The sequence below is a fragment of the Terriglobia bacterium genome, from assembly GCA_035712365.1.
In the GTDB taxonomy this organism is placed as follows: domain Bacteria; phylum Acidobacteriota; class Terriglobia; order UBA7540; family UBA7540; genus SCRD01.
The window spans coordinates 134,441-155,618 of the sequence record DASTAW010000029.1; the positions used below are offsets into that span (position 1 = coordinate 134,441).

14 protein-coding genes and 1 tRNA gene are annotated in these 21,178 nt (G+C 58.0%); 4 read left to right on the plus strand and 11 right to left on the minus strand.

Annotation, left to right across the window (positions count from 1 at the left end; genetic code table 11):
- Positions 1-254 precede the first annotated feature (254 nt).
- The 4 genes from VFQ24_08490 to VFQ24_08505 all read right to left on the minus strand — a co-directional run bounded on the left by VFQ24_08490 (position 255) and on the right by VFQ24_08505 (position 4,791).
- On the minus strand, positions 255-986 hold the full coding sequence (locus VFQ24_08490) for a histidine kinase dimerization/phospho-acceptor domain-containing protein (protein ID HET9178380.1): 732 nt from the start codon (positions 984-986) through the stop codon (positions 255-257).
- Between the two features lie 38 nt (positions 987-1,024).
- The gene (locus VFQ24_08495; GenBank protein HET9178381.1) at positions 1,025-1,699 is read right to left on the minus strand and encodes a response regulator transcription factor; all 675 of its coding nucleotides are present in this window, start codon (positions 1,697-1,699) and stop codon (positions 1,025-1,027) included.
- 218 nt (positions 1,700-1,917) lie between these two features.
- Complete coding sequence (locus tag VFQ24_08500) at positions 1,918-3,267, minus strand: sigma-54 dependent transcriptional regulator (protein ID HET9178382.1); 1,350 nt, start codon at positions 3,265-3,267, stop codon at positions 1,918-1,920.
- A 12-nt stretch (positions 3,268-3,279) separates the two neighbouring features.
- Positions 3,280-4,791, minus strand: a complete 1,512-nt coding sequence (locus tag VFQ24_08505) for an ATP-binding protein (protein HET9178383.1) — start codon at positions 4,789-4,791, stop codon at positions 3,280-3,282.
- Positions 4,792-5,016: 225 nt separating this feature from the next.
- On the opposite strand from VFQ24_08505, the gene VFQ24_08510 reads away from it, so the two are divergent.
- From VFQ24_08510 to VFQ24_08520, 3 genes are all read left to right on the plus strand, one after another.
- Complete coding sequence (locus VFQ24_08510) at positions 5,017-5,988, plus strand: rhodanese-like domain-containing protein (protein ID HET9178384.1); 972 nt, start codon at positions 5,017-5,019, stop codon at positions 5,986-5,988.
- A 269-nt stretch (positions 5,989-6,257) separates the two neighbouring features.
- Positions 6,258-6,335: transfer RNA gene (locus VFQ24_08515), tRNA-Glu, on the plus strand.
- 300 nt (positions 6,336-6,635) lie between these two features.
- Positions 6,636-8,306 (plus strand): radical SAM protein, encoded by a 1,671-nt coding sequence (locus tag VFQ24_08520; GenBank protein HET9178385.1) that lies wholly within the window; start codon positions 6,636-6,638, stop codon positions 8,304-8,306.
- Between the two features lie 555 nt (positions 8,307-8,861).
- Here VFQ24_08520 and dxs read toward each other — a convergent pair.
- Genes dxs through VFQ24_08540 form a run of 4 tightly spaced genes read right to left on the minus strand, consistent with a single transcriptional unit; the run spans position 8,862 to position 13,863 of the window.
- Positions 8,862-10,766 (minus strand): 1-deoxy-D-xylulose-5-phosphate synthase, encoded by a 1,905-nt coding sequence (gene dxs, locus VFQ24_08525; protein ID HET9178386.1) that lies wholly within the window; start codon positions 10,764-10,766, stop codon positions 8,862-8,864.
- A complete protein-coding gene (locus tag VFQ24_08530) occupies positions 10,766-11,662 on the minus strand; it encodes a farnesyl diphosphate synthase (GenBank protein ID HET9178387.1) in 897 nt (298 codons plus the stop codon). The genes dxs and VFQ24_08530 overlap by 1 nt, the downstream gene beginning before the upstream one ends.
- On the minus strand, positions 11,659-11,925 hold the full coding sequence (xseB, locus tag VFQ24_08535) for an exodeoxyribonuclease VII small subunit (protein ID HET9178388.1): 267 nt from the start codon (positions 11,923-11,925) through the stop codon (positions 11,659-11,661). The genes VFQ24_08530 and xseB overlap by 4 nt, the downstream gene beginning before the upstream one ends.
- Before the next feature lie 30 nt (positions 11,926-11,955).
- A complete protein-coding gene (locus VFQ24_08540) occupies positions 11,956-13,863 on the minus strand; it encodes a bifunctional homocysteine S-methyltransferase/methylenetetrahydrofolate reductase (protein ID HET9178389.1) in 1,908 nt (635 codons plus the stop codon).
- Between the two features lie 147 nt (positions 13,864-14,010).
- Between VFQ24_08540 and VFQ24_08545 the strand changes: the two genes are divergently transcribed.
- Positions 14,011-14,622, plus strand: a complete 612-nt coding sequence (locus VFQ24_08545) for a DedA family protein (GenBank protein ID HET9178390.1) — start codon at positions 14,011-14,013, stop codon at positions 14,620-14,622.
- Here VFQ24_08545 and VFQ24_08550 read toward each other — a convergent pair.
- The 3 genes from VFQ24_08550 to VFQ24_08560 form a co-directional block, all read right to left on the minus strand.
- On the minus strand, positions 14,585-16,615 hold the full coding sequence (locus VFQ24_08550; protein ID HET9178391.1) for a PDZ domain-containing protein: 2,031 nt from the start codon (positions 16,613-16,615) through the stop codon (positions 14,585-14,587). The two genes, VFQ24_08545 and VFQ24_08550, sit on opposite strands and share 38 nt — an antisense overlap.
- Before the next feature lie 115 nt (positions 16,616-16,730).
- Entirely contained in the window at positions 16,731-18,542 is a 1,812-nt protein-coding gene (locus VFQ24_08555; GenBank protein ID HET9178392.1) for a DUF885 domain-containing protein, read from the minus strand.
- A gap of 15 nt (positions 18,543-18,557) precedes the next feature.
- Positions 18,558-21,077: a penicillin acylase family protein gene (locus tag VFQ24_08560; GenBank protein HET9178393.1), complete on the minus strand. Its 2,520-nt coding sequence runs from the start codon at positions 21,075-21,077 to the stop codon at positions 18,558-18,560.
- Positions 21,078-21,178 lie beyond the last annotated feature (101 nt).

Sequence of the window (21,178 nt, forward strand, 5' to 3'; positions counted from 1 at the left end):
CTCCAGGTCTGTTTTTACCTGCTGCGGATTAAAAGGCGATTAGAAGAAGATTAGAAATTTATGTTCTTTTCAGCTACGGGCATTGGGTTAGCTCACTCTAGAAGAAAGGCGAAGGTATCGCGTGGCGGGAAGAAGTAGCGGAAGCTCGAGAAGACGGGCGGATTGTGCCGCTTTTGAACGGGGCGGGGCGCCGCCGAGACGGGACCACGAATCATCCCGTGGATTTGAGGCGCGGAAGATGAAACAAGCCTTATTCAAGGCCTGCCGGTTCTGGGAACCGCGGGAGGCGCCAGCGAGAGATCGATCCGGTAGCAGCGGGAAGTTTGCGAAATTTGCGTGACACTCAGCCGTCCACCCTGACACTCGACGGAACGGTTGAGAACCCATCTCTCAAGCTTATCCAAGACGGGCTTTGCCGAAGCGCCGGGCGTCCCAGGGCCGTTGACACCCTGGTCGCCGACAGGCGTACACTCTTCAAACACCTTCAGGGAAGCCGTTTCTTTGACGGCCGAAAGAACGATTCGAACCGCACGCCCGTCGCGGTTGGCCCTGACAGCCCCGCCGATCAGCCGGCCGGTAGCCAGAGTCAGCCGTTGCGGGCTGGTGTTTACCCAAACTTCGCCTCCTACCTCGTTGACCAGGCGCGGACGATCGACCGTTTCGGCGTATGAGGCCGCTTCCAGCGCCTCTTCAATGACCGCTGTCCATGAAATGGGCTGGATCTGGATGCCAGCCCTCTCCATCTCCACAATGTCACGCAGCGTCTCGAGTGTTTCTGCCATGCGCTGGGTCTCTTGAAGCGAGATCTCCAGGATCCGCCGACACTCCTTCACGTCCATCTCGCCCATCAGCGCAACTTCAGCCGTCCCTTGCAACGACGTCAGGGGCTGGCTCAGCTTGTGGGCAAGGGCTCCCAGCACTTCCAGAAAATCGTCTTTGCGTCTTGTCCATGCGCCTGGCCGGGGCAGACGGTTAAAGTTTTTCATGGCGTCGGTCGCGCAGTCGTTAAAAAGTTCTCGTCATCTTATTGAGCTTTTCCGATTCGGTATCCGACGCCGCGAACGGTGTGGATCAGTTTCGAGGTTTCCCCCTCATCCACTTTTTTCCGGAGGTAATTGATGTAAACGTCCACAACGTTGGTCATGGTGTCAAAAGAAAAGTTCCAAACGTGTTCGATGATCATCGGGCGTGAAACCGCCCGGCCATGGTTCCTCATCAGGTATTCCAGCAATGCGAATTCCTTGGGAGTCAGCTCGATCTTCCTTTCACCGCGGAAGACAGCGCGCTCCACAAGATTCATCGCCAGGTCTTCGACCTGGAGCTTGAAATTCGCAGGGATGTCGCCGCGCCTGAGCAGGGCCCTGACCCTCGCTGTAAGTTCGCGAAAGGCGAAGGGCTTCACCAAGTAATCGTCCGCTCCAAGGTCCAGACCTTTGACCCGGTCCTCCACGCGAGCGCGCCCCGTCAGCACCAGCACCGGCAGATTCTTTTTGCGGCTTCTGATCTGCCGCAGCACCTGGAGGCCGTCCATCTTGGGCAGCACCAGGTCAAGAAGCACGAGATCATATTCGTACTCTTCCGCCATATAGAGAGCTTCCTGCCCATCGGGAACGACATCCACAGCATAGTGCTCAGCTTCCAGCCCCTTTTTCAGAAAACTGGCCACTGGGCGATCATCTTCAGCAACAAGTATTCTCACGGAATTCTCCATTGAGTCCGGCGCACCCTTAAAACCTGCATCGGCCCGGTCATTTTCCGTCCAAACATTGGGCGTTTTTCATTAGTCACAACTAACTTCGGCAAAATGGAGAGAGGAGTTGAGAAAAGAATTTGGTGGGAGGTGAATGGGAAAGGCCCCCTGACGAATCGCGCATCTCAGGGGACTTCCTGGAAGATAGCGGTGTGCTGAATAAGCCGCTACTGCTTTCGGATGCCGAACTTTTCCAGGCGATACTGGAGTGTGCGGAAGGTCATGCCCAGTAACTGAGCGGCACGAGTGATGTTTCCGTTGGTGCGGTGCAAGGCCTCGGTGATTTTGGCCTTCTCGTGCTCCTCCCAGCTCGTTTCCTGAATAACCGGCGTGATCCGGACGCCGTCGGCGGGCGGCGCAGGCGATGCTGATTCAAAACCGATATCTTCAGACGATATTTCCGGCGGAAGGTCCTGGATCTCCACGCGATCAGATTCACCCAGCACGACTGCCCGCTCGATCGCCCATTCCAACTGGCGGACGTTTCCCGGCCAACGATAGGCCTCCAGCGCATTCAGAGCTTCGGGTGAGATGCTGTGTACCTCGCGGCCGGAGGCCAGCCCCGCTTTGTGCGTAAAGTGGAGCGCCAGCTCTTCGATGTCGTCCCTCCGTTCCCGCAAAGGAGGACAGATGATCGGGATCACCTTCAGCCGGTAATAAAGGTCCTCGCGGAACCTGCCATCCTTCATCAACTGGTCCAGATTGCGGTTGGTAGCCGCGATAATGCGGACATCCACCTTGACAGGGTCCGTTCCTCCCACGCGGAGAATTTCTCTTTCCTGGAGGGCCCGCAAAATCTTAGCCTGCATGGCCAGACTGGTGTCGCCGATTTCATCAAGAAAGAGCGTGGAATGGTCGGCGCGCTCGAACAGCCCCTTCTTCTGCTGATGGGCGTCTGTAAAGGCGCCCTTCTCGTGGCCGAACAGTTCGCTCTCCAGCAAGCTTTCCGTCAGCGATGCGCAGTTGACCGCCAGGAAGGGTTTCTGGTTCCGGGGACTGTGTTTGTGGATTTCACGGGCCACCAGCTCTTTTCCCGTGCCGCTCTCGCCGAGAATCAGGACGGTGTGCGTGGTGGGCGCGACCTTCATCACCATTCGGATCATTTCCCTGATGGCGGGAGAGCGCCCGATAATGGTCTGCTTTAGAGAGGCCAGGCGGCCAAGGGCGTCACTGACCACTTCCAGCAGTTTCGACCGGTCCACCGGCTTTTCCAGGTACTGGTAGACGCCGCGCTTCGTGGCATCAATCGCCGATTCGATGGACGGGTACCCGGTAATCAGCACAATGGCAACGGTAGGGTCGGTCTGAAGTATCTGGGTGAGCAGCTCGATGCCCGTCATGCCGGTCAGGTTCAAGTCCGTCAAAACCAGATCGAACCGTTTTTGGGCAACCAGCCGGAGGGCGGCTTCGCCGCTGGGGGCCGTGACGGTCTCATAGCCCTCATCCAGGAAGATGTCGCGGTAGATTTCGCGCTGTCTCAGTTCATCATCAACAACCAGAATGGAGCCTTCGGGCATAAAGGTCGGTCCTCACGCGACCGTTGAACTCGCAAGCGCCGGGACGCGTGAGACAGGCGGCCCGGAGACCGGCACTTCCAAAACCACCTCGGCGCCCGGAGCGTTCTGGCGCGCCACAAAAACCCGGCCTCCGTGGTCTTCAATGATTTTTCGGGTGATCGCCAGGCCCAAACCGAAGCCGGTGACCTTGGTGGAGAAGTACGGAGTGAAAATCTTCTCCCGGTCGTCGTCGCGAATGCCCGGCCCGGTGTCCCGGAATCGCAGTTGTAGGCTGGGCCCGGCGTCGCCGACCGGCATGAGTTTCGCCTCGATGAAAATCGTTCCGCCGTTCGGCATGGCTTGCACCGAGTTGGTGAGTATATTCAGGAAGCAGGTCTTCAATTGCGCGGCGTCCGCCTGAAGCTCAGGCAAGTCCTCAGACAATTTGTTGGCAATTCTGATGTCCTGCGCGTTGGCCTGTTTTTCCACCAGCCCGACCGCCTGTTCAACAATGGCCTTCAGGTCGCAGGGCGCTATCTGAGGAGGCGTCTGTCTTCCCACGGCCAGAAAGTCATTCACCAGCCGGTTCAGGCGCGTGATCTCGTCTTTCATGTTGGCAAGGCTGGCGCGCAATTCGCGTCCCGGCGACTCGTCGGTCAGCCAGCGCTTGGCCCGGATCTGGTCAATGCTCAGATTCAGGAAATTCAGCGAGTTCCTTACCTCATGCGCCACGGTGGAGGCAAAATGCCCGAGCAGGGACGATTTCTCCGCCTCGTTCAGCCGCTTCTGGAGCTCCCGTGCGTCGCGGAGCCGTTCAGCCATCTGATTGAACGTGCGAGCGAGCAGCCCCATTTCGTCCGAGCCACCCTCCGGGATGAAAACGTAAAGATTTCCTCCCGCCACCTGATTGGCGCCTTCCACGAGCTGGTCAATCGGCCTGGTGAACCGGAACGCCAGATAAACGATGGCAAACATACCGGCCACCATCGTCACCAGTATCCAGGCCAGCCACAGGAAATAGACATGATTGAGCATCGCTCCAACCTCATCCATTTGGCCGCCCACCTGGACATAGCCGATGACTTTTTCCCCCTGAACAATAGGGAACCGGATGTCGTAATGCTGCTGGCCTACCTGCGCGTCTGTATCCACGTCCCGTAGTTGGGCCGTTATCTGAATGGGGCCTTCCTTGCTTCTGGTCCTCCGCCTTCGCAGCTTGACTTTGGTTCCAATCTGGTGCGGATTGGTGCTGGCCACAACCTCTCCAGTGGTCGAAAGCACATTGATCGAAGACAGACCCGCAGATTTAAGTTTGCTCAGGTATTCGCTCTGCGCCTGCCGCAGGTCCAACTTCGGAGAGATCGTGGCCTGGATGAGAGCGATGATTTCCACCAGATCAGAGGTCTGGCCCGCCACGTAGGCCTTGATGTGGCGGTTGTGCTGGACGTAGGCAATCATGAGAATGGTGCTGGTGCTGGCCGTGATGAGAAACATCACGAGCACCAGGCGGGTGCGGAATCGAAAATTCAGGACATGCCTTCTCAAGGCGCCCTCGCAGGTCACGCTTTACCATTCCCAACGACTACGATTCTAGCTGAACCCCCAAAGGGGGTCAATCAAGGCCGGGCATGGTGTGACGCCGAGATTGCAGACGTTATAATTCAACCATCCGCGCCGGCTGTGTCTGGGCTCAGCACTTGGAGGCAGGTCCGCTTACTCTTGGACGCAGGCGGAGGGAGAAACAACTATACTGCGGCTGACGGTCCATGCATGAATGATATGGTCCACTTCCTCGCGAGACACGGTTACTGGTTGGTGTTTGTTTCCCTGCTGGGTGGCCAGGCCGGTTTGCCGATACCGGGGAATTTGATTCTTCTTGCGGCCGGCGCACTGGCGGCCTCCGGGAAACTGAACCTCGCCGCCATCGTGGTCCTTTCGGCCCTCGCCCTGGTGTCGGCGGATCTGGCTTGGTTCCAGGCTGGGCGGAAGTGGGGCAAGAGAATCCTGCATTTCGCCTGCGGGATATCCAAAGATCCGGGGGGTTGTGTGCGGAAGGCAGAAGGGTCCTTTGGCCGGCATGGTGTGAGATTGTTCCTGGGTTCAAAGTTTGTAATCGGCATCGATGCTGTCGCGGTCCCATTGGCAGGAGCATTGAACACGCCTCGGACGCAGTTTCTCTTCTTCGATGCCGTGGGAGCCACGCTCTGGTCGGGAGCATACGCCACGCTGGGCTATGTCTTTCGTAAACAACTGGATCTGATTGCAGCATACGCAGCGAGGATGGAAGTTCTGGTGGGCATCCTGTTAGCCGCAGGACTCGGCTTCTACATTATTTTCAAGGTTGTCCGTTGGCTCAGATTCATGCATGAATTCAGATTGGCGCGGATCACGCCTGACCAGCTTCGGGACAAACTGCGCGCGGGCGACGACGTCCTGATTCTGGATGTGCGGCGGAACGGAGGGTCCGCACAAGAGCTTCAGGGTATTCCCGGCGCGGTGCGAATCGATCCACATCATATTGGACGGGACATAAGGGCAATGGTCGCGGTGGAGACACCCAATCGTCATGTCGTCATCTACTGTACCTGTCCGAGTGAATTCAGCAGTGCGCGCGTTGCGCTGGCGCTTCGGCGCAGGGGATTGCAGCACGTGTGGCCGCTTGCCGGCGGTCTGCACGCGTGGCGAGATCGTGGCTTCCCCGTCACGAAAGTAGCCCCGGCGACGCCCCCTCCAGCCAGTTGAATGGGTGATCGTCGGATGCCTCAGTTTGATTCGTGGCACGGGCGTCCTCGCCCGTACTTCCGTGAAATGACACAGCCAGGATGGCCGTGCCACAAGACCGCAACCAAACTGAGCCACCACCGGATGGAAGGAACGATTGACAGCCATTACAAGCAGTTGCTAGCATATTAAACTCTGCAGATCATCGGGGATCCCGCAGGATGGGCTGCCAGACCGCAGCTTCCTCCCGGACCAGTCGCCTTGATGCCCGAAGGATTTGCACGGCCTTGGTCCCCGTCGTCTAGCCCGGCCTAGGACATCGCCCTTTCACGGCGGTAACGCGGGTTCAAATCCCGCCGGGGACGCCAGCATTTTCAGTAATGCACGAGTATAGGGCTTCCCGCTTAAGTGTATTGCCGGGTTACAGCCGCTTCTGGACGGCAACTACCTGACAATATTGAGGCGCTAGATGCGGTTTAATCAGGAGCACTCATCTACAGCGAAGACGGTCCGCCTAGGATCGAGAATCTTGATCTCCCCCGATATCTTGGTCCCTGAGTTTTCAGCGTCTCAATTTCCTATTAAGAGAAACATCAGACTAATCGAGGGTGTAGATTCGCGGTGATGGACTGCTGAGTGGACTGCCTGTGTCCACTGGAGAAGATATTATGATGCTGAAATCGACCGGCGTTCACGGGTCCCCGGGGTCTGAAACTGCGGATGGCACGGAAGGATCTCCCAGCCTTCCTCCCCTCGGGTCCGCCCTTAAGGTCCTCCTGGTCTGGCCGCGTTTTCCGTCTTCGTTCTGGACCTTCGATGGGATCCTGGACCTTGTTCCCATCAAGACAGATCAGCCCCCGCTCGGCCTGCTGACTGTCGCCGCGCTCTGTCCGAAGACCTGGACGCTAAGGCTGCTCGATAGAAGCTTTGAGGACTTGCTCGATGCAGACCTCCTTTGGGCCGATCTCATCATGGTCAGCGGCATGCGGGTGCAGAAAGATGACATTCGCGAAATCCTCCTGAGAGCGCGGGCCCTGGGCAAGCGAACTATAATCGGCGGACCTTTGGCGAGCAGCGAACCGGAACTCTTACTTCGACTGGCGGACCATGTGGTGGTGGGTGAGCCGGACGAGGTCTTCCCTGAGATTGCGTCTAACCTTGAACAGGGCTCTGCCAAGCGTCTGTATGTGGTCAAAGAAAAGCCTGATGTCAGCAAGACGCCTCTCCCCAGGTTTGATCTCCTCAAAATCGACAAGTATGCTTCGATGGCTATCCAGTTCTCCCGCGGTTGCCCATTCCAGTGCGAATTCTGCGACATCATCACCATTTACGGAAGGAAGCCCCGAACCAAGAACCCTGCCCAGGTGACAGCCGAACTGGATGCCTTGTTTGAACTTGGATGGCGCGACCAGGTCTTTATCGTTGACGACAACTTTATCGGGAACCACAAACAGGCCCTCCAACTGGCCCTTAAACTTCAGGAATGGCAGAAGAGCCGGGGCTACCCGCTATTGTTTTACACCGAGGCATCGATCGATCTCGGCCAGAAGCCGGATTTGATTGACGCCATGGTGAAGGCGAACTTTTTTTACGTTTTCATCGGAATCGAGAGCCCTTCCGCCAATTCCCTGGTGGAAGCGAAGAAATACCAGAACTTGCGGCGTGATCCTCTGGAGAGCGTTCACTTCATCCAGAGCCAGGGCCTTTGGGTGACGGCGGGTTTTATCATTGGGTTCGATTCCGATACCGAAGCAATCTTCGACGAGCAACGGGACTTTATTGAGCGGGCAGCCATTCCATGGGCCATGGCGGGATTTCTGCAGGCGCCTCCCACAACTCCGCTTTTTGACCGAATGATGAAAGAAGGCCGGTTACTCATGGATACCACAGCCACCAGTAACTTTGATCCCCCCAACTTCAAAACTCTTTTACCTCTGCCCGTTCTGCTGAAGGGATTCAAGGACACCCTGTCTTCCCTATACGCACCCTCGGCGTTTTACGACCGGTGCTACCGGTCGCTTCTGCAGTGGAAAGCCCGGAAGCCGCAGAAGGCCCCCAAGGTTCCCTTCGGGGTAACGCTTGGAATCTTCGTTCGCTCCATTGTGCGGCAGGGTCTCCTCTCCAACTACCGGCGCGCGTACTGGAAATTTGTGCTTCGGCTCTTCGGGCGATGGCTGTTCGTTCCACGCAAGCTCAGCTTTGGGTTCGCAATGCTACTGTCAGGACATCATTTCATACCCTACGCCGCGCGCGTCGAGGACCAACTGGAGATCGAACTCGACAAATACAGAATCGAGAAGGCAACCGCGGAGTCACTTAAAGAGGCGATAGTTTGTTAGTGTAGTGCGTCTAACGGATTGTTACATATCTGCGGGCTATGGAGTGCGGCGGCTTGCCTCCGCTTTGCGCCCGGCGCGTTCACTGACGCCCCAATTTTCGCCCTCTCGACAGGGGCAAACGGGGGGTCGAGTGTGGGAGCAAGCTCCCGCACTGCAAAAATGGCTTCGCCATACGTAATGCGAATTACGCCGCACTACACCAGCGACCACTTTGGCGCTTCATGAGACCTGCGAATCGCACGAATGAGGCCAACCATGCGTGACGGTTGATTCAAGGCCAGAGGCGAGAATCAGACACAGGGCGGAGTCCCTGAGAGTTTCGCAGCGTGCAGGCGGGCTACGCTTGATTTGTGTCTGATGCACACATTTCTGCTGCTCGGGTCAGGTTGACGTCTCTCTGAAGCCCCATCACCAGCACGTTTCACACACGGTCAGCGCCAGCGGACCTCACAGAGGTGCGCGTGGAAAAGGGGTGTGAACGCAGCCACTCTGGATTGGCATTTGGCGCAGGAACAGCGGCAGCAGGGCCCGGTCCGCAAACAGGTCTTGCGAGGTTCACAGGCTCAACTTGCGGAGAATCGGGGCCTTGTTGACGAAGCTCTGAATTTTTTCCACGATGCCGTCGGCATCCAGCCCATATTTGGCATGGAGCAGGTTTGGCGCTCCGTGAGGAATGATGCGGTCAGGAACTGCGATGCGCACCACGGTGGCGGGGATTCGCCGGTCTTGAAGCAAGGCCGCGACTGCGGAGCCGAACCCGCCGCACTCTGTGCCTTCCTCGACGGTCACCAGAAACTGTTTTTCTGATGCCAGACAACAGATCAGCTCCTGGTCCAGCGGCTTCATAAAGCGGGCATTGATGACGGTGGCGCGGATCCCAGAAGCTTCCAGCCGCTCGGCGGACTCCAGCGCCGGGTAGACCATGCTGCCCAGAGCAAGAATGGCGATGTCGCTTCCTTCGCGAAGTATTTCACCCTTGCCGATTTCGAGGCGCTTGAACTCCTGGTCGAGCGGCACTCCGAACCCGTTGCCGCGGGGATAGCGCACGGCCGCCGGGCCATTCACATCAAGCGCGGTGGCCAGCATGTGGCGCAGCTCGTTTTCGTCTTTTGGCGCCATCACCACCATCCCAGGAACGGCAGCAAGGTAAGCCAGGTCATAAAGACCGTTGTGCGTGGGACCATCCGCGCCAACGATTCCTGCCCTGTCGAGCGCAAATGCCACCGGCAGGCGCATCAGGCAGGCGTCGTGAATCACCTGGTCATAGGCCCGCTGCAGGAAAGTGGAGTAGATGGCCACCATGGGGCGCAAACCCTCGCACGCCAGACCGCAGGCAAAAGTCACCGCATGTTGTTCAGCGATGCCAACATCAAAGAAGCGGTCAGGGAAACGCTTGGCGAATTCCACGAGCCCTGTTCCTTCGGCCATGGCCGCGGTGATGGCTACGATGCGCTTGTCTTTCTCCGCCAACTCGCACATCGCATTGCCAAACACCGAGGTATACGGGGGCGCCTTTGCCGGGGCCTTGCGAAAGGCCCCCGTGGCCACGTCAAACTGCGTCACGCCGTGGAATTTGACCGGCAGCATTTCCGCATGCGGATAGCCTTTGCCCTTCTGAGTCACAACGTGCAACAGGGTTGGCTTGGAGTTGTCTTTCACCCGCGAAATCGCCGTGAGAAGCTCTTCCATGTTGTGACCGCTGATCGGCCCGACGTAGTCAAAACCGAGTTCCTCGAACACCAGCCCTGGAATCAAGGCGGTCTTGGCGGATTCCACCATGTCCTTCGAGAGCTTCAGAAGCCGGGGTCCCAGCCGCGGGACGGTCAGAATCATTTTTTCGACTTCGTGAGTGACCCGATGGTAAGCCTGGCCATGCACCACGCGGTTCAGATAACCGGCGATGGCTCCCACGTTCGGCGAAATCGACATTTCGTTATCGTTCAGAACCACCAGGACTTTTCTCTGGAGGGTCCCAAGATTATTGATCCCTTCAAGTTCAAGGCCGGAAGTCAATCCCGCGTCGCCCACCACAGCGACCACGTGGAAATTCTCACCCTTCAGATCTCGCGCCACGGCCATTCCGAGCGCTCCGGAAATGGCGGTGCCTGCATGGGCAACGTTAAAGGTGTCGTAAGGGCTCTCTTCCCGCACCGGAAAACCGGAAATGCCGCCATACTGCCGGATGGTCGCCAGGCGGTCGCGCCGGCCCGTCAGGACCTTGTGGCCGTAGGCCTGGTGTCCCACGTCCCATACGATCTTGTCCCTGGGTGTGTCGAACAAGTAATGCAGCGCCAGCGTCAGTTCGACCGTCCCAAGGCTGGAAGCCAGATGGCCGCCGACTTTGGAGACCACGGAGATGAGATAATCGCGAAGCTCTTCTGCAACTTTGGGCAGGTCTTCGCGGGGAACTTTCCTCAAATCTGCGGGTGAATCGATTCGTGGCAGATACCGGTATTCCATCAGGCGGTCCTCTCGATCAGAAAATGAGCTAATTCCTGCAGCCTGCTGGCCGACTTACCGTATGGCTCAAGGCTTTGGCATGCTTCTTCGATCAGCCGTCTGGCCATAAGACGTGATTCTTCGATACCGTACAGCGCCGGATAGGTTGCCTTGCGCTGTTCATCGTCTTTGCCGGCCGTCTTGCCGAGGGTGGCGCTGGAGCCCAGGACATCGAGCAAATCATCCGCGATCTGGAAGGCCAGCCCAATCTTCCGGCCATAGCTTGTGACCCGCTTGAGGTCAACATCCGTGGCCCCGGCAAAGATGGCGCCGCACTTCACGGCTGCGCAAAGAAAAGCTCCCGTCTTGGCGGAATGGATTAACTCAAGCGTTCGGGGGTCTACGTTCTGGTCCGTGGCTTCCAGGTCCAGTACCTGACCTGCAACCATGCCTTCGCGGGTCCCGGTGGCCAGGGCCAGTTCATAAATGATACGAAGCTGGCATTCAGGAGATGCCAACCCCGGCTCTGCCAGCACTTCGTAGGTCAAAGTGAGCAGGGCGTCTCCCGTCAGGATCGCGGTGGATTCTCCGAAGGCGCGATGGCAGGTCGGTTTGCCGCGCCGCAAGTCGTCGTTATCGAGCGCCGGCAGGTCATCGTGGATCAGGGAATAGGTGTGGACCAATTCCAGCGCGGAAGCAATCCGCATCAGGGATGGTCCATCAGCCCCGAGCAATCGCCCGGCCTCGGCGCAAAGAATGGGGCGCAACCGCTTGCCGCCGGCAAACACCGAGTAACGCATCGCCTGATGGATGGAGTTTGGGTAAGCGTCATCGGGAGGGAGAATCCGCTCAAGTTCCAGATCAATCAGAGCACGCTGCTCATCAAGATATTGTGAAACCGTTGTGGAAGTGCTCAAATCGACTCCGTTTCGTTCTCTTCCCGCTCGAAGGGCTCTGCCACAACTTTGCCGTCCGCCTTTTTCATGAGGACCTGGATGCGGCATTCAGCTTCCTGAAGCTGCTTCTGGCAAACTTCCGAAAGCTTCATGCCCTCCTCATAAATCTGCAAAGCTTGTTCGAGCGGGAGGTTCGCGTCGTCAAGCTGGCGAACGATGGCTTCGAGCCTCTCGATATTTTTTTCAAAAGATTCCGGCTTGGCAGGCTTTGACGATTGAGACATTTGTTTGGTCACCACCTCCCGACTGAATCCTTACACCGCTCTGGTTTTTCCCTGTGCCTCCGGCAGCGGAGTTTCCTTCTTAGGTTCATCGGTTCGCGCGCCGAGGACCTCAATCACTTCCACTGCCATGGCGTACCTTGAAAACGGAGCCACAATCTGGACTCCCTGCACCAGCTCCCGGAATTCCAGCAGCATTTCCCGGGCGATTTGCAGTCCTTCTGCCCGTGCTTTTTCGCCGGAGTCCACGGCGCGCATGCGCTTGAGGATTTCCGGGGAAACCGACATTCCGGGGACTTCATTATGCAGAAATTCTGCGTTCCGGTAGCTCGTCAAGGGATGGATTCCAGCAAGGAGCGGAATCTGCGGCGCGTCAAGCTCCTGGACGCGGCGAAGGAAAGCGATGAGTCGATCGAGGTCAAACACCGGCCGGACCACGCCAAAGTGAGCGCCCGCTTTTACTTTAAATTCAAACCGGCGCAGCTCCTCATCCGGATCAAGAGCATTGGGATTGAGGCCCACGCCGATCAGAAAACTGGTTTGCGTTCCCAGCGGATTGCCGCTCATATCCAGCCCGCGGTTCAGGTTGCTCAATACATTCACCAAACCGATGGCGTCCACGTCAAAAACGGCCGTTGCCGAAGGAAAGGCGGCAATCTGGGGTGGGTCGCCCGTGACGGCCCAAACATTCCGTATGCCCAGCGCGTGAGCGCCAAGAAGGTCCGACTGAAGGCTGAGTACGTTTCGTCCACGGCAACTGAAGTGAAGCAGAGCTTCGATGCCGGCCTGCTGCTGGATCACAACGGCAAGCGTCTGTGCACTCATCCTTGCTGTTGCTCCGGAGCCGTCAGGGATGTTCACTGCGTCGATAGCATGCCGCTTCATATATTGCGCGCCTTCCACCTCGCGCGCCGCGTCGCATCCCTTAGGAGGGATGATTTCCACCACCACGGGAAACTCGCCCCGAGCCAGCTTTTCGGCAAGGCGCGAACGGAGTTCGACGGGTATGGGTTCAAGCGCCTGTGGGGGCCGAAGGGACGTTTCGATCGCCGCCCGCTCCAGATGCGGTCCCAGCGATTTCACCGCCGCTTTGACGGCCTTGATGTGCGCCGGAGTGGTTCCGCAGCACCCGCCCACAATCCGGGCGCCGGCCTGGATAAACCGGCGGGCCCGCTCGGCCATGTATTCCGGCGAGCACAGATAGTGCGTCCTGCCGTCAATCGAATGGGGCAACCCGGCGTTGGGCTGGGCTGAAAGTTTCTTTGTTGTCACTGCCGCCATTCTTTCAAGCGTTTCAAGCACAGTTGCAGGCCCGATGCCGCAGTTGATGCCGATTACATCTGCTCCCCAGGCATCGAGCTGGCGCGCAAAGTCCTCGGGACTGGCGCCGGAAAGCGTGCTTCCATCTTCCTGGACCGTCATCTGGACGACTGCGGGCAGGGATGTGGCTTCCCTCACGGCGAGGAGGGCCTGGTGGGCCTCTTCCAGGTCCATCATCGTTTCAATGACGATCAAATCGACGCCGCCCTCGGCAAGCGCCTCCACCTGCTCACGGAAAGCGCTTCGCGCCTCTTCCAGCGAAGTGGGTCCCAGGGGCTCGAGACGCAGCCCCAGGGGACCGACGGAACCACCCACGTAGAGGTCTTCACCCGCGCTCTCGCGTGCCAGCCGCACCCCGGCCAGGTTGATCTCCCGGACGCGGTCGGCCAAGTCAAACTTGGCCAGCCGGAAGCGGTTTGCCCCGAAGGTGTTGGTTTCCAGAAGTTCGGCGCCAGCCTTGACGTACCCCATGTGAACTTCCTTCACCAGGTGCGGAGAGACGAGGTTCAGTTCATCAAAGCTCCTGTTAAGGGAGACACCTGTAGCGTACAACATGGTGCCCATGGCCCCGTCGCTGACCAGGGGACGCTTCTCGAGCCGTTGCAGGATCGGTTCACGCATGCTCAGCGTAGTTTAGCACGCCTCCCGCGCCGCTGACGAGGGGCCGAAAGGCCCACGGAGCGCCCGAATAAAAGTGACCGCAAAGGAACGATAAGCTATCATTTAGCCTTAGGCCAGCCGGCGATTTCTTCACTTCATGCCCCAAACATGGCCCACACAATTTTCCAAACGCTATCAGAAGTTTTTTCGAAGTATGGCTATTGGGTAGTCTTTTTCGGAGTCATGCTGGAGAACGCAGGCATCCCCATCCCGGGTGAGACTGTGCTTCTGTTCGCCGGGTTTCTTGCCTACCACGGAAAGATCGATCTCTACTCCAGCATCCTTGTTGCGATCGCAGGGGCCACTGTCGGCGACTCGATTGGATTCCTGATCGGGCTATTTGGCGGCAGGGCATTTGTTGACCGATTCATCCGCAGGTTTCCCATCGTTCGAAAATCTTTTGACCATTCCCAGACATTGTTTCTGAAGTACGGCCAGTGGGCGGTTTTTACTGGCAGGTTCATCACGGGGCTGCGAATGTTTGCCGGGATCATCGCCGGGCTTTTTCGCATGCCCTACCGCAGGTTTCTCTTTTTCAATTTTACAGGGGCCACGGTCTGGGCCATTGCGGTTACCTATGTGGGTTTCCTGTTCGGAAACAGTTGGCAACTGGTCGAGCAGCATTTTCTCGAAGTTAACGAAATTGCGTTGGCCGCAATCCTGGCGGCTGTGCTGATCGCGATCACTTCATACTACTTCGGGAAGCAGCGGCGCTTCTGAATCTCCGAACGGCCGCTGCGGGAGCGCCTTGGGCGTTTCCCGTCTGGTTGGTGTTCAACCATCCTCGCCGGATTTTCAACTGTTCTTCGGTGGCGCCGGGCAGCTCCGTGATCGAGTAATCATCGGGTTGCGGCGGACCGAGCTGAACAGTGACGAAAAAGCGATTTTCGTGGCGCTCCACTTCAAAGGGCACTTTTGCACCCGCAGGGTAAATGCTCAACCGCGCCGCCAGACTTTCAGTGGCAAGCGACTGCTCATCTATCGAAACCAGCACGTCATCGCGGCCCAGTCCTGCGCGGTCTGCCGCCCCGCCCGGCTGGACAGCAAAAATCCTGACGCCGGTATTGACGGGTTCCACCAACGCCCCCAGGCTGGGAGGCGCCTGAGACGACGTCGCAATTTGCAGCGTCAGTCCTATTTTTGCCAGGACCTCGTTGTATGGAAGGGGATCCGTCCCGGCGACGTATTGCTCGAAGAACGGCGCAAAGTCTGTGCCTGAAACCTGGCTGACGGTGTCGAGAATATCCTTCTCCGTGTAGCCCCGGCCGTGCAGGTAATAGCTGGCGGCTGAGCTGTCATAAAATTTCCCGTACATCCGCCGCATCACGTCGTCTAGGGACTTCAGGCCGTGCGTTGCCGAGCGGATTTCAAGATCGAGCAGCATACCCAGCAGGGCACCCTTGTTGTAATACGAGATCGTGCTGTTAGCGAAGTTTGTTTCCTGCATTTGCGGCGACCGATCGTAGAACCAGGCGTGGAAACTGGAGCTTTCCGCCGACATCTGCCTGCGGCCGGGAGCTTCCCGCAGGGTGCGAACTTCGCCTGCCAGGCGATCCAGAAATTCCTGCTGCGACCAGATGCCGCTGCGCAACAGGCTCACATAGGAGTAATAAGTAGTGATGCCCTCGACAAACCACAACGACGGCGTGTAAACCTCGCGGCTGTAATCGAAAGGGCCCAGGCCAGCAGGCCGCAGCCGCTTTACGTTCCAGAGATGAAAGAACTCGTGGGCGGCTGTTTCGAGCGCCTGGGAGAGCCCGCTGCCTGACAAATTTCCGCGAACGATGATCTCGGTCGAATCGAGATGTTCCATGCCGTCGCCCATCGGCAGGGCCGGATCGAAATGGAACAGAAACGTGTAGTGGCTGAATTCCGGGGCGGGCATCATCGCCATCTCGGAGCGGACAATCTTCTTCAACCCTTCAACCAGCGCGGAACGGCTGCCGGCATCGCCATCCTGATCAGGGTAGGTATGGATCGCCACACGGAAAGTCTTTCCGCCTTCCTCAAAGTCGTTCACCCAGCAGTCAGGCCCTATTTCGAGAGGCGTGTCGATCAGCACATCGTAGTTTGCAACCTGGAAAGTAGTTTGCGTGAGTGACATTGAAAAGCCGCTTACGATCTTCCAGCCCTGCGGCGGGCGAATGGTGAGAGTCAACGGATTGGATTTGTCCCCCGGCAGGTACATGAAGACGGAGGCGCCGTTGATGGCGCCGTGCGAGGAGTCAAATTGCGAGAAGGAACCTGTCAGGTCATTGGCAAAGACCAAGTATCGTACCCTGACGGCGCCGCCGCAGCCGGTCGTATTCACGGTCCAGGTTTGTTTGTCCGGCTGCTGCCAGGGGAGTGCCTGGCCATTTGCCCCAACTGCACTGAATTCCTGAATGTTTTTTGCAAAATCATAGATCGCATAACGGCCGGGAGCCCAGGCGGGCATAGCGAACCGGAGGAGCGGTTCCTTCACCTGTGTGGCGGTAATTTCCACCTGCAAGAGGTGGGTTGAGGGTCTCTCCATGCCGAGAATGTAGGAGAGTTCAAGCCGGCTGGTTTCCGCTTTCGGCGTTGCGATCTGTGCCGCAGCTACCCCCATTGTTGCTGGGCCGCACAGCATCAGGAAAAACAGAAGCCCCAGCAGAACTGGCTCGCGGCAATCCATCAATCGCGATCGCGCAGATTGGCCTTCCGAAGTAAACAAGAATCGATTTTGCTGCATGGGGTCTCTTTCGCTGGTCCGGTATTGTGTAATAGAAAGTTGAATCCTTTCACCCCGCAAACGGCGGGCGACTTCTGCAAGCTCGATTGCATGCTGGCCAGGGTTGAGAATCGTGCTAAAGGACAGGGGTCCCGTCCTGCAACATCTGTTCGCGGATCATCTTGACCGGCACGACGCCGTAACTCAGGAACTGATCATGGAACGCTTTCAGATTGAATTTGTCACCGAGCTTATGGTGATAGTCCTCCCGCAGTTTCATGATCTCCAGCTTGCCAAGCGTGTAAGCAAGGTAAGCGGGATCGGAAGTCCCGCGCATCGCTTCGCGCTCCGCGTTGGCGAGGTCCATGTATGCATCCTGCTGGAACAGATTGGAGGCCTGCTCGACCGTCATGCCCTGCGTGTGCAACTGGATTGCCGCCAGGTAGCGGCACACCCGGACGAGTGAACCCTGGAGCTGCATCAGCAGCAAGCTGGGATCACCCTCGCCGTAGCCCTGTTCCAGCATCATCTCTTCGCAGTAATGCGCCCAACCCTCCACATTGGTTGTCATACCGCCCATTGTGGACTCAAGCTTTCTCGCCTTCGTTGGAGCCTGCTTCAGCCATAGAAACTGCACGTAATGTCCGGGATAGACTTCATGGATGGCAACAATCGGGGTGGAAGAACGGTTAAAAAACCGGAGAAGCTGCCGTTTGTGTTCTTCATCCCAGGAGGGGTTAGGCAGCGTGACATAAAAGAAGGCTTGCGTTGAATGGTCCTCGAACGGTCCCGGAGTATCCATTGAAGCAAAGGTGAGCGCCCGCATGAAGGGCGGCGTTTCCGCCACCTGCGGTACGGGCGCCGGAGGCACCGTCACAATCTCATGGATCAGCAGAAACTGCCTCAGATTATCGAGCACTGATTGGGTTTCTGGAACCACCTGGTCCGCCTCCGGGGCGCTCTGCCTGATGTTCTGAAGCACTTGAAGCGGGGTTTTTGTGGAGTCGATAATCTTTGCGGTCTGCAGGAAAAGCGACTGCAGCCGACGCATCTCGTGGTTACCAATCTTCAGCAGGTCTCCAACCGGGATGTCCACCATCTCGTCATAGAGCAATTTCTTCTGGAAATTCTCGAGGCCGAGGGCGAAATTGCCCTGAGACTGAGGCGTGAGGCCCGTCTGCAGATATCCGAGAAACTGCTGGTACGCCGCCACCGTGCTCTGGTTGACCTGGGCAAATTCTGCTTTCAGTGCGAGGCTCTGCGCGCCGGCGACGTTCTGCGGCAGAACGTTCTGGAGGAAATCGATCTCCGCCTGGACCTCTTCAATGGCGACTTTGGTGTAAACGGCGGGAGGGTTCACCACGTTGGTCCGGGCGCTGTTCAGAATGTCGGGTATCCGGCGCTCGCGGTCAATCAATGATTTCAGCCGGTCCTCGAGCGGGGCGAAACCGCGCTCGATCAGGGTGTACAGCGCATACCCTGCCTGAGTGTTATAAAATCTTGGGTCCTTTGCCCATTTGCGGATATCGGCAAGCTCAAGCAGGTGCCCGTTGATCAGGCTTCGAAGCACCGTGGCGTCAAGCTGGTTGTTTGCAGACAGACCGTCACTGGGGACCCGCGCCAGCTCGGTCAGGGCCTTCTGATTGCGCGTAATTTCGTTGCGAATGTCCGCCTGCGAATAGGCGGGAAGCTCGCTGTCGTACTTGTGAATGCCTGCGCTGGTGGCGCTGGCCGGATTGAACCGGAAAAAGCCGTCAAAGTAATCGTCCACAAATTTTTCAAACGCCTGGTCTGACCCGGAAGGCAGCCCGGCCTGGCTTGCAGGGCCTGTGGTCTGGTCGCCGGCGGCGCCCGGCGCCGTCTGGGCCGCCGCTTTGAGAGCCGTGCCCCCAGCGGCGAGCGCCGAGGCCATTGCCAATATTGATTCCCGGCGCGTTATCTTTTCCATTGCGTGAATTGCCCTTTACTGCCTGGTGTTGCGCCTGCGCGAAGAATTTGCTTCTGTCGGTTCAAGCTCCAACCGATGGGCCGCCGCCTTTTGCACGGCCTCATCACTGAACGGCATCGGAAAGCTCTGGCCATGATACCAAGCTTCGAACTGATCTTTATAGTACGGACTGAAGGGCTGGCCCGATTGCCCGAGCGTAATATTCTGCACGGAGCTGTCAAGTTCTCCGAGGTCCACCACCATCCGCATGGAAGGCCCTACGCCGAGAGTGGCGCGCTTAATCGAGTTCGCCGTTCCCGATTGTGGAAAAGGACCCACATTCAGCAGCCAGCCAAGCGGCCGCACAGCTCCTCCCAGGGGGTGGCGGAAGGTTAAGGGTATTGTGGCGCCCCACTTCCAGGCGTTGTGGTCATTGGTTCCGACCAGTCCTGGAATTTGGCGGACGGCTTCCTCCAGGCTCCTTATTAATGTCTGGTTAAAGTTATTGTCGCCGGGCGGCAACCAGCGGCCCAGGCTGTGGTCGATCACGTCCTGCAGAAAGACGGTACTCATCGGACAGCGATACCCGGAAAGATCATCCCCGAGCCTGGGCGCAAGAATGCGATGAAGAAGGACCGGCTTTGTGAGTTCACACACGAGCGTAGCGGCAGAGTCGGCCGTTGCCTTGCCGTCCCACCCGCGTAATTGCTCTATGGCAAACCGGGCGTCGGGTTGTTGTGGCAGGTACTCGTTTGCGGCGGCAATCAGCCGATCGCGCAGCCACTCATCGTCCAGCGGATGGATGTCCATCTGGATCTTCAGCATATCCACGACGGCGAGCGATTTTCCGGCTTCCAGAAGTTGATAAATCCGCGCCGTCCGGTGCGGCTCACCCCACATCGACGTTATAAAATAAGGATAATTATCGGGCACAACACGGCCATTGGCGGTCGCAAGGATGCCGCTTTTCGGATTATAAGCATGAGGAAGGTCCTGAAACGGGACCATGCCAAGCCACCCATAATCATCGCCTGAGCCGGGAACAGGAACGCTGCCGTCGCCGCGTTTCCGGATGGGTACCCATCCCGCCGCATAGAAACCGATGTTTCCCTCGGTGTCTGCATAGACAAAATTCTGCATCGGCCCCGCGAAGCCGCGCAGAGCATCCGTAAACTCGTTCCAGTCGCGGGCTTCGCCAATCTTCAAAAAAGGAAAGCGCAGCGCGTGGGGCAACAGGGCCGTCCAGGCGAGAGCGAGGCGCCGATTGCCGGTGTCTTGGAGGATGGGACCATGACGGGTGGATTTTACCAGCAGGGCATCATCCGGTTTTCCGCGAACCTTGATCTTCTCGATCCTTTCTCTGTCTTCAACCCATTTGCCGTTGTAGAAGTATTCATGCGGGTTCTGCGGATTGAACGATTCTTCATACAGGTCCTGCACGTCCGGGCCGGTATTCGTCACTCCCCAGGCGATCTGGCGGTTGTGTCCGATGATAACCATCGGCAATCCCGGAAGGCTTACGCCGCTCACGTCCAGGCCGGGAGCTTGCAGATGAACCATATACCAAATGCTGGGAACGCCGTAGGGAAGATGCGGATCGTTGGCCAGCAATGGTTTTCCGGACCGCGTGTGAGTTCCGCTAACAACCCAATTGTTGCTGCCCACGCCAGTGTAAGAAATTGACGACTCCAAAGCCTGCAGCATGGGATCGAGGCCACTGAGATCTCCTTCCAGCGGGGCCGTCAGTTCTAACGCCCGTGGCGGAAGCTGCGGGTGAAGCGAGGTTGTGATATGCAGCCGTGCACCTGGCGAACCTGCGGGCGCTGAGGGCACGGGAGGCAGTTCGGCCACGGGGTGGTCGAGGGGCGAGCGCGCAGGGAAGATATCATTTTCAAGCTGCGTGCTGCCCAGTTTCTGCCGAACTCGCTCCCGCATCAGTTCGTCGGGCCACGATGTGTTCAGCAGCCGGGCCATGTTCAGGGCCACTTCCAGGGAGTCGGACTCGCGCCAGGGCTCGGGGTGGTAGCGCAGGAGTAGAAACTCGAGCGGCAGGCGGTCCTGATGGGTCGAGATGAATGCATTAACCCCCTGGGCATAGTCGCGCAGCAGCTTCCGCTCTTCAGGCTCGAGTTCCTTTACCCCGCGCTCGGCGGCCTGCTTCATTCCAAGGGTCCGGCTCTCGACATCAGAATGGAGCGTGCGCGACCCGAACAATTCTGACAGCCGACCCTCCGCGATTCTGCGGCTCAGGTCCATCTGCCACAGGCGGTCCTGCGCGGTAACGTAGCCCTGGGCGAATATCAGGTCTTCAAGCGAAGCGGCCTGAATGTACGGAACTCCCCGGGCATCGCGCAGCACCTCGACTTTACCCTGGATTCCCTGCAATCGGATGGTCCCATCCAGCCGGGGCAGGCATACATGAACGCGCCAGTAAATCCACGCGACTGCCGCCGCCAATAACACCACAAATGCAATGAGGATGGGCAGCCCCACGCGGCGCGACAGCCGGCGGACCGGATGCGATGCTTGTGAAACCTCTGGTGGATGCGTCGCCATTGTCAGGAAGGAACAAAGACCTTAGCAGGTGAATCGCCCCGGCATGCCCGCAGCAAGAATAGTATAGAAAATCCTCCGGCTGTGCAACGAGCCCTGCCCAA

Bases quoted from the DNA above. Each gene is read 5' to 3' on its own strand.
- VFQ24_08520 (HET9178385.1), top strand. From the start codon at position 6,636: ATGATGCTGAAATCGACCGGCGTTCACGGGTCCCCGGGGTCTGAAACT.
- VFQ24_08545 (HET9178390.1), top strand. From the start codon at position 14,011: ATGGCCCACACAATTTTCCAAACGCTATCAGAAGTTTTTTCGAAGTAT.
- VFQ24_08540 (HET9178389.1), bottom strand. From the start codon at position 13,863: ATGCGTGAACCGATCCTGCAACGGCTCGAGAAGCGTCCCCTGGTCAGC.
- VFQ24_08560 (HET9178393.1), bottom strand. From the start codon at position 21,077: ATGGCGACGCATCCACCAGAGGTTTCACAAGCATCGCATCCGGTCCGC.
- VFQ24_08500 (HET9178382.1), bottom strand. From the start codon at position 3,267: ATGCCCGAAGGCTCCATTCTGGTTGTTGATGATGAACTGAGACAGCGC.
- dxs (HET9178386.1), bottom strand. From the start codon at position 10,766: ATGGAATACCGGTATCTGCCACGAATCGATTCACCCGCAGATTTGAGG.
- VFQ24_08550 (HET9178391.1), bottom strand. From the start codon at position 16,615: ATGCAGCAAAATCGATTCTTGTTTACTTCGGAAGGCCAATCTGCGCGA.
- xseB (HET9178388.1), bottom strand. From the start codon at position 11,925: ATGTCTCAATCGTCAAAGCCTGCCAAGCCGGAATCTTTTGAAAAAAAT.
- VFQ24_08555 (HET9178392.1), bottom strand. From the start codon at position 18,542: ATGGAAAAGATAACGCGCCGGGAATCAATATTGGCAATGGCCTCGGCG.
- VFQ24_08490 (HET9178380.1), bottom strand. From the start codon at position 986: ATGAAAAACTTTAACCGTCTGCCCCGGCCAGGCGCATGGACAAGACGC.
- VFQ24_08510 (HET9178384.1), top strand. From the start codon at position 5,017: ATGAATGATATGGTCCACTTCCTCGCGAGACACGGTTACTGGTTGGTG.